The following is a 14,121-nucleotide window of genomic DNA, read 5'->3' on the forward strand; positions in this document are numbered from 1 at the left end:
AAAGCTGAGGCGTGATGAGGAGTTACTAGAGATAGTGACGAACTGATTGATTCTACACTGCCGAGAAAAGCTTCTAGGTAGAGACATACTACCCGTACCGAAACCGACACAGGTGGGCGGGGAGAGAATCCTAAGGTGCGCGGGAAAACCCTCGTTAAGGAACTCGGCAAAATGCCTCCGTAACTTCGGGAAAAGGAGGACTCATGTAGTGTGAAGAGCAGCAACGCTCGGAGCATGAATGAGTGGCACAAGAGAGGCGCAAGCGACTGTTTACCACAAACACAGGTGCCTGCTAAAGCGAAAGCTGATGTATAGGTGCTGACACCTGCCCGGTGCTGGAAGGTTAAGAGGAGGGGTTAGGAGTAATCCGAAGCTCTGAATTGAAGCCCCAGTAAACGGCGGCCGTAACTATAACGGTCCTAAGGTAGCGAAATTCCTTGTCGGGTAAGTTCCGACCCGCACGAAAGGTGTAACGACTTGCGCACTGTCTCAACGAGGGACCCGGTGAAATTGAAGTACCTGTGAAGATGCAGGTTACCCGCGACTGGACAGAAAGACCCCATGGAGCTTTACTGCAACCTAAGATTGAATTTAGTTATTGAATGTACAGGATAGGTGGGAGACGTAGAAACTAGGGCGCCAGTCTTAGTGGAGTCACTGTTGGGATACCACCCTTTCACTAATTGAATTCTAACGGGAAGAGTAACGACCTTCCGGACAGTCTTAGGCGGGCAGTTTGACTGGGGCGGTCGCCTCCGAAAAAGTAACGGAGGCGCCCAAAGGTTCCCTCAGAGCGGACGGAAATCGCTCGAAGAGTGTAAAGGCAGAAGGGAGCTTGACTGCGAGACGGACAGGTCGAGCAGGGACGAAAGTCGGGCTTAGTGATCCGGTGGTGCCGAGTGGAAGGGCCATCGCTCAACGGATAAAAGCTACCCTGGGGATAACAGGCTAATCTCTCCCAAGAGTCCATATCGACGGGGAGGTTTGGCACCTCGATGTCGGCTCATCACATCCTGGGGCTGAAGTAGGTCCCAAGGGTTCGGCTGTTCGCCGATTAAAGTGGTACGTGAGCTGGGTTCAGAACGTCGTGAGACAGTTCGGTCCCTATCCATCGCGGGCGCAAGAAACTTGAAGGGGGCTGCTCCTAGTACGAGAGGACCGGAGTGGACGAACCGCTGGTGTACCAATTATCCTGCCAAGGGTACAGTTGGGTAGCTACGTTCGGGACGGATAAACGCTGAAAGCATCTAAGCGTGAAACCAGCCTTGAGATGAGGTTTCTCATAACAAAAGTTAGTAAGATCCCATGTAGACGACATGGTTGATAGGCCAGGTGTGGAAGAGCTGTGAGGCTTGGAGCTGACTGGTACTAATAGATCGAGGGCTTTACTTTTAAATAGTGAACCAGATTAAAATGGTAGTCACTAGACTGTAGGGACAAACTTCAATCAACGAATTATCTAATGTGTAACTTACAAGATCTACACTTCTATGTGGTTTTCAGAGTACAAGCTCTGACAGATTCAGTGGCGATAGCTACGAGGGCCCACCTGTTCCCATCTCGAACACAGTAGTTAAGCTCGTAAACGCCGAAAGTACTTGGCTGGAAGCGGCCTGGGAGGATAGGTAGTCGCTGATTAAACTTAAAAGACACACCGAATGGTGTGTCTTTTTTTGTATAGCTTTCTATCCGACCAGAAGCTGGGAAAAGTAGTGAACCGGCTTTGAAGGACTGGAAGAACTCCCTCTAAGCGTTAAACTACATATTTTCATTCGTATTGACAATCTATAGAAATCATGTTACTATACGTATGTAGAAAGTAAACAATAAATAAAATACATAGTTGGGAATAGGTGCAGATATGCATAATAGAGAAGTCGGTGTAAATCCGACACGGTCCCGCCACTGTAAAGCTGAGCAAATCTCATTAAGTCACTGGGTAACACTGGGAAGGCGAGAGGAGCGGTGAAGCTAAGTCAGGAGAACTGCCTATTCATCATTCACCATTTGACCTACGAGCGATAGGGAGGAGAATTATAGATCCTTTTTCGCATGTGTCGGAAAAGGCTTTTTTATTGGCTTAATTCTAACCGTGCATATGATGAAACCTATACAGCTCATGGTCTATATGTTGGTATTATCACGTAAGTGTTAATATATTGTCATGATAATGTATGGGCGTACATTTTCATCATCTCCTAACCTGAAACGCTAAGATACTGTGATGGGTATTCTTAGCGTTTTTGGTTTTTAATTTTATTATTAAAATTAAAAAAATATATTGACGATGCACTTGGTTATGTGGTAATATAACTGTGTTGCGGGAGTGGCGGAATTGGCAGACGCACCAGACTTAGGATCTGGCGCCTTCGGGCGTGGGGGTTCAAGTCCCTTCTCCCGCACCAGTTAAGTCACTATGAGTCCTTAGGGGCTCTTTTTTATTGCACATTTAAGTGTGGTATGATACTATAAGTAAAGAATTAAAAAGGGCTTTGGCATTGCTAAAGCCCGTTTTGTCGTTTGATAAAATAAGAAAATTTATTAGATAATAAATAATAAGATGCAGGATAAGTTATATAGGATGAGTTAGCAATGGAGGGATGTTCGTGACAGCTTTACAAGAATTATTATATAAATATCCCGCCTATAAAGAAGCAGAGCAAATGCTAATAGGAACTGGTAAGCATGTCATTTCAGGTTTAGGAGGCTCACAAAAGCCTTTTATATATAGCACTGCTATGGCGACTAATCAGCAGGTACGACCTACAATTATATTGGTTTATGATAGGGCTCATAAGGAGCAATGGGAGCGTGATTTAGCGTTTTTCTTGCCAAAGGTTGATGTTATGCCTTTTCCTATTACAGAAAAAGTAACCTTTGTTACAGCAGCTCGTAGCTTAGAAAATCAAGGCTTGCAGATGAGGGCTTTAGGTGCTTTGCTCCACGAGGAACCTGTTGTTGTTTTGGCGACGATTGACGAAGCTACGCAGCGACTATTAACACCTGAAGAATTAAAAGACCATGTAATACGATTACAGGCCAATGATATTGTAGAGCGCATGGCGTTACTAGATAAATTAGTGGCTTTAGGCTATGAGCGAACAGACCAGGTAGAACAACGTGGTCATTTTAGCGTGCGTGGAGATATTATTGATATTTTTCCCGTAAATAGTGACAATCCATATCGCATTGAGTTTTTTGATGATGAAATAGATACAATTCGTACTTTTGCTATTGATACACAGCGCTCCATTGAAACTGTAACGGGTATGACAGTTATGCCTTTTCATTTAGCAAATTCTTCTGAAGAAGCATCGTTATTAAGTTATGGTAAAGGGGCATTGCTACTTTATGATGAACCAAACCGTTTGCAAGATACCTTAAAGGGCTTTTTAAAAGAAGATTCTATGCATCGTCAAGGGCATTTTACTTGGTCCGAATTTATGCAGACGAATCAATGTAGCTGTGAAGTGGCCTTTAATTTTTTACAGCAACGAATTAGTGGCCTGCCAGGTTTTGATACAATTGGCTTACAAAGCAAATCTATGATGTCTTTTGAACGACAAATGCCATTATTGATAGATGAAATCCAAGTATGGCTGTCTCAGGGCCGTCAAGTGGCGTTAGTCATGAATAATTTGCAACGTAGAGAAGGCTTAGAACGAGCTTTACGGGAGGAAAACATTTCCTATGAGCATGGTGATGCAGTAACTTATACAGGATCGTCTGTGTTAATTGTGAGCGGGCTTTTATCGGAAGGTTTTGAATTACCTTTATGTAATTTAGTAGTAGTTACAGAAGGTAATATTTTTGGGCAGCAGAAGCGCAAATTACGCAAAAAAGTACCTAAAGGCCAAGAAATTACTTACTTTACTGATTTAACACCTGGTGACTATGTGGTACATGTACTTCATGGGATTGGTAAGTATATTGGGTTAAAAACAATTGAAACGGAAGGTATTCATAAGGATTACATTGAGATTGCCTATGCTGGCACGGACAAACTATTTTTACCGGCTGATAATTTAGACCAGTTACAAAAGTATATTGGCAACGAGGGCGATGTGCCTAAGATTCATAAAATGGGTGGTCGTGAATGGGGAAAAGTTCGTCAAAAGGCACAAAAATCTATTGATGATTTAGCTGAAAAATTAGTTGAACTGTACGCCCAACGTGAAATCGTTGATGGCTTTGCTTTTGAGCCAGATGATACCTTTCAAGCTGAGTTTGAAGAAGCTTTTCCCTATGAAGAAACAGAAGATCAGTTACAAGCTAGTAAAGAAATTAAAACCTCTATGGAGCAACCACATCCTATGGACCGTTTACTTTGTGGCGATGTAGGTTTTGGTAAGACTGAAGTGGCTATGCGGGCTATTTTTAAAGCCGTTAAAAGTGGTAAACAAGTGGCCGTGTTAGTACCTACTACTGTGTTGGCGCAACAGCATTTCCAGACTTTTACAGACCGTTTAGGAGCATTTGGGGTACAAGTTGAAGTATTAAATCGTTTCCGTTCAGCAGCTGAAAAAAGAGATATTATAAAACGAGTAGCCAGTAAAGATGTGGATGTACTGATTGGTACGCATGCCTTATTAAATAAAAAGGTTACATTTAAAGATTTAGGCTTACTAGTTGTTGATGAAGAACAACGCTTTGGTGTAGCCCAGAAAGAAAAATGGAAGAGTTGGGCACAAAATATTGATGTATTAACATTGAGCGCTACGCCAATCCCTCGCACCTTGCATATGTCTTTAGTTGGGGTTCGAGAAATGAGTGTTATTAATACTCCACCAGAAGATCGCTTGCCTGTGCAAACCTATGTGGTGGAATATGATATGAAGTTGATTACTGAAGCCATTCGACGTGAAATTCAGCGTGGTGGTCAAGTATATTTTGTATATAATCGAGTAGCTTCCATTGATCATATGGGCGAATTTTTAGAAGCAGCTATGCCAGAACTTCGCTTTGCTATTGCCCATGGTCAAATGGCTGGCAGTGAGATGGAAGCGATTATGGTGGATTTCTATGAAGGCCATTATGATTTATTACTTTGTACTAGTATTATTGAGACAGGGCTAGATATTCCAAACGCAAATACGATAATCGTCTATGATGCAGATCGACTTGGCTTATCGCAACTATATCAGATGCGCGGTCGAGTAGGCCGTTCACGGCGTAGAGCATATGCGTATTTCTTATATCGTCCTGATAAAATGCTCAGTGAAACAGCGGAAAAGCGTTTAAAGGCAATTGAAGAATTTACTGAATTAGGGGCTGGCTTTAAGTTAGCTATGCGCGATCTTGAAATTCGTGGTGCCGGCAATTTATTAGGTTCTCAACAGCATGGCAATATTGCTTCCGTTGGCTTTGCTTTATATTGTTCCATGCTAGAAGAAGCTATCGCTAAAGCTCAGCATAAGACAGTAACAAAGACGATAGAAATAGATCCGACAATCGATTTAGGGATTGATGCTTTTATTGATGATGCATACATTAATGATACAGCTCGTAAAATTACAATTTATCAGCGTTTATTACAGATACGTAAATTAGAAGACTTTGATGAATTTACGGACGAGTTAATTGACCGTTTTGGCACGCCTACGGCACCGGTGGAACGATTGTTGAAATTAGCTCGCATTAAAGAACGAGCGCGTGTATTAGGGATTAAAAGTCTAATTGTACGAGAGAATATGATTACCATCCATTGGGGTGATATTTCGCGTATGGCAGGTTGGCATCCAGGCTTACCAAGTACAGCGGTTTGGCAACATGTGAAGATGAAAAATGATGTGCTTCGGTATACTTTGGAACGTGAGGCTGATGTAATGGGGCGGACCGAAGGCTTGTTAGGGGAACTGGAAAAGAGGGACCCCAGTTTATTAGTAGCAGATACATAAGGAGGAACCAATGAATCGATTTTTAAAAGGAGCCATGATTCTTACCTTAGCCGGTATTATTGTGAAAATTATTGGGGCCTTCAGTAAAGTATTATTAGCTCGTATTTTAGGTGGCGAAGGAATTGGCTTATACCAAATGGCCTATCCGATTTATCAGATTATTGTTAGCTTAGCCACAGCAGGCTTGCCCGTTGCTATTTCAATTATGATTGCTGATAAATTAGCTCATCAAGATATTCGAGGGGCCTCTAAAATATTTAGAGTGTCCGCTACAGTTCTCTTTGGTTTAGGTGCCTTTTTTAGTATTGCTTTATTTTTAGCCGTACCTTGGCTCGTAGAGTCCGAGTGGCTCACTGATCCACGGAGTAGCTATGCGCTTATGGCTTTGGCGCCAGCTATTATTGTCGTCACTATTTTAAGTTGCCTGCGCGGCTATTTCCAAGGGTTTCAAGATATGTTACCTACGGGCGCTTCCCAAGTGATGGAACAGTCTCTACGGGTTGCCTGTATGGTAGGCTTTGCTTTGTTTTTATTACCGTATGGATTGCCTATGGCAGCGGCAGGCGCGACCTTAGCAACCTTTCCTGGTGTGGTTGGTGGCGTACTGGTGTTGTTATATTTTTACCATCGACAACGTCGGTTACGTGCTGAATTAAGAGCTAAGCAGTCCCCTGATATAGTGATTGAATCGTCTTCGCAGATTATGAAACGGTTATTAGTCTTGGCTATTCCTGTGTCTATGGCTAATATTATGATGCCTATCGTATCGGGGATTGATTTAGGGGTCGTGCCACAGCGCTTGATTGATGCAGGTTATTCTATGAGAGAAGCGACTACTCTATTTGGGTATTTAACTGGGATGGCGACATCTTTAGTGAATTTGCCAATTATTTTGACAACTTCCTTAGCCGCCAGTTTAGTACCAGCTATATCAGAAGCCTATACTAAACGAGATATGCTAGAGATTCAAAATCGAAGTCATGTGGCATTAAAAATAACAACTCTTATTACAGTGCCGGCATTTGTAGGTCTTTGTGTATTAGCTACACCTATTTCAGAACTATTATATGCAACACCTCATGCAGGTGGTCCCATAGCCGTAATGAGCTTGAGTATTTTCTTGCTAGGGGTACAACAAGTTAGTACGGGCATTTTGCAAGGGTTAGGTCATACGGCCATTCCTATGATTAATTTATTTTTTAGTACCCTTATCAAAATTCCTCTTAGCTGGTATTTAACAGCTTTACCAGAATGGGGCATTAATGGGGCCGCTTGGTCTACAAATATAGATTTTGGCTTAGCCGCCTTATTAAATATGATTTTTGTGCGTAAATACATCCAATATCAGGTGCCATGGCTAGAACTTGGTAAAATCTCTTTTGCCGCCTTTGCTATGGGTGGTGCTACTGTTATTACCTACGCCTTTTTAAGTTCGCTAATAGGCGGTAATTTAGCGGTTATTGGGGCGATTATAGTGGCTGTTGTTGTATATGGTGCTGGTTTAATTATTAGTAAGGCAGTTAAAGAGGAAGAATGGTGTGCCATGCCGTTTATTGGCAAGCGGTTACAACAAAGAAGAGCCGCAAAAAGTGAGTAAGGAGGACCTATGTCATTAACAGTAGTTAGCCGAGTTATATCGGATTTACAGCTCGATGAGACTTGTGGGGTATTTACTATTTCTACAGCTCAAATAGATTATGTTCCTTTCGATTTAACTGGCGTTTTAGTAGTAACAGATGTGCAGGGGGAGAAAACGGCCTTAGAACGCATTTTAGAAGCTTTAACGGGGCGATTTGAGGAGTCGACGACCTTTTTATTAACGGGTATTACTGAAACAGAGCAATTAGTAGGACCAAAAGAGGTAACACTTGGTCAATTAGTAACAATTGGCAAAACATATATTATGGACCAAGAAGCCTCATTAGATAATATTGTTCAGTGGTTATTTATTAAGCCATTACAGCGTTCCCAATCGCAATCTGATGGAGTGGCGACTTCCTCGTTTGATTTGAATCCGCTCGTGGAGGTTGTGGCTGCATTACGAGCACCTAATGGTTGCCCATGGGATCGCTTACAAACCCATAGTACTTTACGACGGTATTTATTAGAAGAAGTCTATGAAGTGTTAGAAGCGATTGATAATCACGATATGGCAAATTTACGAGAAGAATTGGGCGATGTATTATTACAAATTGTATTTCATGCTCGTTTGGCGGAAGAGCAGGGCTTATTTACGGTACAAGATGTAATTGATGACATTAGCGCAAAAATGATTCGTCGCCATCCTCATGTATTTAATCAAGCAAATGTGGAAGAGATAGGTACTACTCAGCTAAATTGGGAGGCTTTGAAGGCTCAAGAGCCAGGTCATCGTAAAAAAAATTTATTGGCTGGTGTATCAAAAGGATTACCTGCTCTATTAGGGGCTCAAAAATTACAAGAAAAGGCTGCGAAGGTAGGTTTTGACTGGGATTCTGAGCCTCCTGTTTGGGCAAAATTTGAGGAAGAAATTGCTGAATTTAAGGAAGCCGTAGCCCTCGGTGATTATGAAAATGCAGAATTAGAGGGGGGAGACGTGCTTTTTTCCTTGATTAATCTTCTAAGATGGTATAAAATAGGCGGTGAAAATGCACTAAACCGCACCAATAATAAGTTCCGTCGTCGTTTTTCTTATGTGGAGCGTTGTGTTAAAGACAGCGGACGATCATGGGAGGAGTTTTCACTTGATGAATTGGACTCATTTTGGGACTCGGCTAAGGTGTCTGAACAAAAACATTCATTGAAATGATTGGCAAAGCGTGATATACTCTTACAAGTCATTATTGATGAATGGATACATTCTATTTTTTAAGGAGGTTCTGTCATGAATAAAACAGAATTAATCGCAAGCGTTGCTCAGAAAGCCGAATTAACTAAAAAGGATGCTGAAAAAGCAGTTAAAGCTGTGTTCGACACAGTAGCTGAAGAATTGGCAAAAGGCGAAAAAGTTCAAGTAATTGGTTTCGGTACTTTTGAAGTTCGCGAACGTTCCGCTCGTGAAGGCCGCAACCCACAAACTGGTAAAGCTATTACGATTGCAGCTTCCAAATCCCCTGCATTCAAAGCTGGTAAACAGTTAAAAGAATTAGTTAATGTTACAACTAAAGTTAAACCTCGCAAAAAATAATTTTGTTAGGAACTCAAAAGAGACCGCACTGTGTGCCTTTGATGGTATAGACGGCTACGGCCGTCGCTATCAGGCTTGCAGAGGGTCTCTTTTTCTATGCAAAAATACGAAGTGTTCCTGCTTGTTAGATTGTAAAATGTGATATAATAAGACGACAGGGAAGGAGACAATCATGAGCAAGAAGGAACGTATACTCATTGTATCGGCTTCTATTGGCACGGGGCATACACAAGCGGCACGGGCGATTGAAGAGTATTGGGCAGCCAAAAACCCAGATGCTATTATTACCCATGTAGACTTTTTAGATACAAATAGCTTTTCGTTTGATAATTTATTAAAAGAAACATATATAAAAATGATTGACGTATTTCCTATGTTATATGATGTTATTTATCGTCTATCACAAGGAGATAAGAAAGGGAGTGCCGTACAGACAGCTTTGGCTTGGATGTTAAAGCGTCGTATGTTAAAACTCATCAATCGAGAACGACCAGATGTAGTTATTTTTACGCATCCATTTCCTTGTGGCGCTGCGTGTATTTTAAAACGACAAAATTTAATCAATGTACCATTAGTTGCGGTAATTACAGATTTTCAGGTACATCAGTTTTGGGTATATAATCAAATCGATGCGTATCATGTGGGTACCTCGGGCATGGTTAATGAATTATGTGAAGCGGGCATTGCAGCACATAAGATTACAATTACAGGCATTCCGGTGCGCCGAAGTTTCTTTGAGCATCGTTTAACTAAATATAAGACTTCTTATCCAGTGAAGGTATTAATAATGGGGGGCGGCCTTGGCTTAGGTTGCTTAGAAACGGCGTTACAGCGGTTAGATGAGGTATCGGGGATTGATGAGCTCATTGTAATTACTGGACGTAATGCTGATCTTTATGAAGGCTTAGTGGCTATGAGTCATTCTATGCGTACACCGACTACAGTATATGGATATACTTTAGAAGTGGCCAAACTTATGCAAGAAGCCACCTTATTGGTAACAAAGCCAGGAGGGTTAACTTGTATGGAAGGTGTGACTGTTGGTGTGCCTATGGTATTTTTTAGTGCGATTCCAGGGCAAGAAGAAGGAAATGCTACATTTTTTGAACAGCAAGGATATGCCCGTTGGGCTCGTGATATTCACAATCTAGATGATGTGGTAACGGTACTTTTAAATAATCCAGAGCGACTTGAACAAATGTCAGCGCAAGAACTGACGTGGCAAATTGATGGGGCTGCTAATATTGTGTCGGCCACTAAAAAGCTATTAGGTCGTTAATATTTATTTAGTAGTGAATAGGGATAGTATGCATAGTTTGCAAGGGGAGTCTTATAAAAGTCTCTTGCTAAGAGCTAGAAATTTTTGTACAATGTACTCAACACCCAAAAGGGGATTCGGGGTTATGTATTAAAGGAGGATTCGTATGGACGGCGACGCGCTGGAATCGTTTTATGAGAATTTAGGATTTGAATTGGTGGAAATTGATGACCGTGAGACTTTATTTTATCAGGTCAATGATGATGGTGCTTATGCGACCATTACCGATGAAGATGGGAATGTACCTACTTCTATGGAAGAACCAATTATCTTTACTCTCTATGATGAAAATGATTCGTTTCAGTGGAGTGTGACAGTAGAAGATTCTGAATACTTTGGTGAATTATTTACTCGCGTAGAAGATACGGATGAATTACTTTCTAATTTGAAAGATATTCGACAAGAAAATATGGCTCGTTATGACGATAGCCTAGACTAATGAAAAAGAGCTATCCACAAAGTGCTTACGTTCTGTAGTTAACTTTGCTGGACAGCTCTTTTTGAAAGGAAATATTAATTTATGAATGTATTAACCTTACAAGATGTAAGTCAATCATATGGTACCCGCCGCTTATTTGAAGGCGCCAGCATGACTTTTACGGATACAAAACGAATTGGTCTTATCGGTGTAAATGGTACGGGCAAATCTACCTTTATGCGTCTTTTGGCAGGCCTAATAGAACCTGAGAAAGGTACTATTTTGAGAAATGGCAAGGCGTCTATTTATTATTTATCACAAGCTCCTGAATTTGATGAAGAAGCATCGTTGTTAGAAAATATATTTTTAGCTCATCATCCTGTGTTGAGTTTAGTTCGTGAATATGAGCGTGTGGATCAACAAGCGCCAGGTAGCGCTGAACACTTGCGCCTATTGGGGCGTATGGATGCAGAAGGGGGCTGGCAAGTTGAGCAACAAGCACGTACGATTCTTACTAAATTAGGGTTTGAAGATTTAACTAAGCCAGTGAAACATTTATCAGGGGGACAACGACGTCGGTTAGCATTGGGACAGGCTTTATTATACCCTAGTGATCTTTTACTTCTCGATGAACCGACTAACCATCTTGATGAAGCTAGTATTGAATGGCTTGAAAAATATTTATTAGCCCGTAAGGGTGGGCTAGTAATTAGTACTCATGACCGCTATTTTTTAGATGCTTTAAGCGATGAAATTTTAGAGCTATCTGACCGACATTTTTATAGTTATGAAGGTACCTATGAAACCTTTCTTACATTAAAGGCAGAGCGAGAAGAACGTGAAGCAGCTACGGCTGAAAAGCGTAGACAATTTTTAAAACGGGAGTTAGCGTGGGTGCGGCGTGGTGCTCAAGCTCGTTCAACGAAGCAAAAGGCTCGTTTGCAGCGTTATGAAACTCTCAAAGCTCAAGATGTGGCACGCCGTGCTGATACACTAGATCCGATTGCCTTAAAGAGTCGTTTGGGGAAAACAATTTTTGATATAGAGCATTTATCTTTTGACTTAGGGGAGAAGACCTTAGTAAAAGATTTTACCTATCATGTCGTTCGTCATGATCGTATTGGCATCGTAGGACCTAATGGGATTGGCAAATCTACATTCATGCGTTTATTAGATGGGACATATGAACCTTTAGCTGGGACTGTAGGACGTGGTGAAACGGTGCGAACTGCGCATTTTACACAGGAGTTACCACCTTTTGATGAGGAGCAACGGGTCTTAGATTATATTCGTGAGGATCACCGCTATATGGTATTAGCTGATGGTAGCACCTTAAGCGCTGGACAAATACTAGAGAGGTTCTTATTTACCCCAGAACTTCACGGTGTTCCCATTCGCAAGCTATCTGGTGGTGAAAAAAGACGACTATATTTGCTAAAGTTGCTCATGAGTGCGCCTAATGTATTGTTATTAGATGAACCGACTAACGATTTGGATATTCCTACCTTAGAAGTGTTGGAAGAGTTTTTAGATTCTTTTAGTGGTGTAGTGATTACAGTATGCCATGATCGGTATTTCTTAGATCGTGTAGTAGATAAGTTATTTGTCTTTAAAGGGGACGGGCAAATAGATATTATTCATGGTGCTTATTCTGAATATCGAGAACTAGTAGAGGCGGAAGACGCGTCAGTGGAAGATGTTAAATCACATGGGTTAAGTAAAACAGCTAAGCCGCAAAGTAGTTCAAAGGGGTCAGGCACAACTATTTCAGATGACGTAGAGGCGGCAAACACTGGTGATAAGGGCAGTAATTTGAAGGAGTTAGCTGCTAATAAGGAAGTTAAGCCTCTTACCAAAGCTGAGCAGTCTGAGTTGGAGGAATTGGAGTTGAAAGTGGCTGAATTAGAAGGCTTATTAAAGGCCTATGATGCTATGTTGAACCAAGCTGGTGGGGATTATGAAGCGATGGAACAGACTATGGCAGAACGAGCCAAAGTGGCGGAAGAATTAGAGTTAAAAACAATGCGCTGGCTTGAACTGGCAGAGCGATAAAGTAATAAAGTCCTTGATTTAACTAGTGTATAGAGTTAATCGTGTAGAAAATCAAAGGAATTTGAATTATAGTGGCGTTTAATGTAAAAAATATGTAAAACTTTAGGGAATACATGAATTAGAATATTGATATTTAGCGCTTGAATAGTATATACTATAAACAGAGAAGAATAGTTATTTTTTTGCATGGCAGTGTTACGCATATCCCAAGGGAGGAACGTTATGAAAAGTAACAAGTGGGGCGGCAAACGCGCGGGCGCAGGTCGCAAAAAATCATTATTTGACCGTAAAGGTCGTACATTCCGATTAACGGATGCAGAATTTTTAGAAGTTAAACCTTTAATTGACGCAATTCGTAAACGTACTGAAGCGGCAGCTTTGGCATCTAAAGCGAAATAGTTAATTGAGGAGTGGGGAGAAGCCCAGTATTGTTTGCTCAGAGTTAGATCATTAGCTGCGAGGAGAGGGTCTTTAGCTACTTATGGTTTAATCATGGAGTAGATAGGTATAAGGAAATCGGTAATCGAAGTATTCGATTACCGATTTTTCTGTTATAATGGGAATATGCTCATTTGTATATTGGCAATGATGAGTAATATAGGTAAATAGAAAGCTACAGGGGCTTATTAGATAATTTAAGGCTTAAAAGTTTATATTATGAGGAGTTTTAACATGAAAGATACAATTAATACCGATATTTTAAAACGAACAGATACGATTGTGAAAGCGGATGCGCGTCATACGTTTGATACAGTAGCGGCTGCTTTAGGAGCTGAAGAACATAATCCATTAGTTGTAGTGGGCACGGAAGATCGTATGGCTCATGTAGGGGAGATTGTTAAACGAGAAGCGTTAACGATTGAACCAAATTTAGTGATTTTAGAAAAAAATGGACAAGAATTAGTACAGGCTTATACGGATAGCGTAACCTATGGCTATGTTGCTGATTTTATGGAAACTTTTGTTAAGATTGATATGCTTTTAGTGAGTGAATTTGATTATGTAGTACGGGAAGCGGATGAATTATCTCAGCGCGCTTTACACCGCTTATTTGAAGCGTTAATTCGCAATCAGCGGCAGGTTGTTTTTACTATGACACAAGAGCCAAATACATATGATGAATTGGCGCTTCCAAAGTTGTTTGAACTAGTAAATAGTGGTGCCTTAGTCATTGTTAAATAATATATGCAATATATTGATTTTGATAAGTTTAAGGTAATAAAAAATAGCATATAACAAAAAAGGATATACCAAGCGGTATAAGTAAGAC

At 41.0% G+C, this 14,121-nt stretch carries 9 protein-coding genes, 1 tRNA gene, 2 rRNA genes and 1 riboswitch; all 12 genes read left to right on the top strand.

The genetic code is table 11. From position 1 onward, the window contains the following. Nucleotides 1-1,393 (top strand): 23S ribosomal RNA (locus tag NFR44_RS00005); the annotation flags it as partial. Nucleotides 1,394-1,521: 128 nt separating this feature from the next. Beyond that, nucleotides 1,522-1,638 (top strand): 5S ribosomal RNA (rrf, locus tag NFR44_RS00010). A gap of 196 nt (nucleotides 1,639-1,834) precedes the next feature. Then, a riboswitch (cobalamin riboswitch) is annotated at nucleotides 1,835-2,007 on the top strand. A 313-nt stretch (nucleotides 2,008-2,320) separates the two neighbouring features. Beyond that, nucleotides 2,321-2,405 (top strand) — tRNA-Leu (locus NFR44_RS00015). A gap of 195 nt (nucleotides 2,406-2,600) precedes the next feature. Continuing rightward, nucleotides 2,601-5,897 (top strand): transcription-repair coupling factor, encoded by a 3,297-nt coding sequence (mfd, locus tag NFR44_RS00020; RefSeq protein ID WP_443098516.1) that lies wholly within the window; start codon nucleotides 2,601-2,603, stop codon nucleotides 5,895-5,897. A gap of 10 nt (nucleotides 5,898-5,907) precedes the next feature. Continuing rightward, a complete protein-coding gene (locus NFR44_RS00025; protein ID WP_251439725.1) occupies nucleotides 5,908-7,494 on the top strand; it encodes a putative polysaccharide biosynthesis protein in 1,587 nt (528 codons plus the stop codon). 9 nt (nucleotides 7,495-7,503) lie between these two features. Further along, nucleotides 7,504-8,685 carry a nucleoside triphosphate pyrophosphohydrolase gene (mazG, locus tag NFR44_RS00030; protein WP_251439727.1) on the top strand — a complete coding sequence of 394 codons (1,182 nt, stop codon included), beginning with the start codon at nucleotides 7,504-7,506 and terminating at the stop codon, nucleotides 8,683-8,685. Nucleotides 8,686-8,760: 75 nt separating this feature from the next. Next, nucleotides 8,761-9,063, top strand: a complete 303-nt coding sequence (hbs, locus tag NFR44_RS00035) for a non-specific DNA-binding protein Hbs (protein WP_115309959.1) — start codon at nucleotides 8,761-8,763, stop codon at nucleotides 9,061-9,063. A 172-nt stretch (nucleotides 9,064-9,235) separates the two neighbouring features. Further along, nucleotides 9,236-10,342 (top strand): MGDG synthase family glycosyltransferase, encoded by a 1,107-nt coding sequence (locus tag NFR44_RS00040; RefSeq protein WP_251439730.1) that lies wholly within the window; start codon nucleotides 9,236-9,238, stop codon nucleotides 10,340-10,342. A gap of 145 nt (nucleotides 10,343-10,487) precedes the next feature. After that, nucleotides 10,488-10,820 (top strand): hypothetical protein, encoded by a 333-nt coding sequence (locus NFR44_RS00045; RefSeq protein WP_251439732.1) that lies wholly within the window; start codon nucleotides 10,488-10,490, stop codon nucleotides 10,818-10,820. Nucleotides 10,821-10,901: 81 nt separating this feature from the next. Continuing rightward, on the top strand, nucleotides 10,902-12,851 hold the full coding sequence (locus NFR44_RS00050) for an ABC-F family ATP-binding cassette domain-containing protein (RefSeq protein WP_251439741.1): 1,950 nt from the start codon (nucleotides 10,902-10,904) through the stop codon (nucleotides 12,849-12,851). 222 nt (nucleotides 12,852-13,073) lie between these two features. Continuing rightward, nucleotides 13,074-13,250, top strand: a complete 177-nt coding sequence (locus tag NFR44_RS00055) for a hypothetical protein (protein WP_172460549.1) — start codon at nucleotides 13,074-13,076, stop codon at nucleotides 13,248-13,250. A 273-nt stretch (nucleotides 13,251-13,523) separates the two neighbouring features. Then, nucleotides 13,524-14,033, top strand: coding sequence for a DnaA ATPase domain-containing protein (locus tag NFR44_RS00060; protein ID WP_251439748.1), 510 nt, complete (start codon nucleotides 13,524-13,526; stop codon nucleotides 14,031-14,033). Nucleotides 14,034-14,121: the final 88 nt, after the last annotated feature.

It is taken from the genome of Veillonella intestinalis (assembly GCF_943193155.1).
Lineage (GTDB): Bacteria > Bacillota > Negativicutes > Veillonellales > Veillonellaceae > Veillonella_A > Veillonella_A intestinalis.

What these genes read in the sequence shown, in the direction of transcription:
- mfd (WP_443098516.1), top strand. Translation starts at nt 2,601, where the DNA reads ATGTTCGTGACAGCTTTACAAGAATTATTATATAAATATCCCGCCTAT.
- NFR44_RS00025 (WP_251439725.1), top strand. Translation starts at nt 5,908, where the DNA reads ATGAATCGATTTTTAAAAGGAGCCATGATTCTTACCTTAGCCGGTATT.
- mazG (WP_251439727.1), top strand. Translation starts at nt 7,504, where the DNA reads ATGTCATTAACAGTAGTTAGCCGAGTTATATCGGATTTACAGCTCGAT.
- hbs (WP_115309959.1), top strand. Translation starts at nt 8,761, where the DNA reads ATGAATAAAACAGAATTAATCGCAAGCGTTGCTCAGAAAGCCGAATTA.
- NFR44_RS00040 (WP_251439730.1), top strand. Translation starts at nt 9,236, where the DNA reads ATGAGCAAGAAGGAACGTATACTCATTGTATCGGCTTCTATTGGCACG.
- NFR44_RS00045 (WP_251439732.1), top strand. Translation starts at nt 10,488, where the DNA reads ATGGACGGCGACGCGCTGGAATCGTTTTATGAGAATTTAGGATTTGAA.
- NFR44_RS00050 (WP_251439741.1), top strand. Translation starts at nt 10,902, where the DNA reads ATGAATGTATTAACCTTACAAGATGTAAGTCAATCATATGGTACCCGC.
- NFR44_RS00055 (WP_172460549.1), top strand. Translation starts at nt 13,074, where the DNA reads ATGAAAAGTAACAAGTGGGGCGGCAAACGCGCGGGCGCAGGTCGCAAA.
- NFR44_RS00060 (WP_251439748.1), top strand. Translation starts at nt 13,524, where the DNA reads ATGAAAGATACAATTAATACCGATATTTTAAAACGAACAGATACGATT.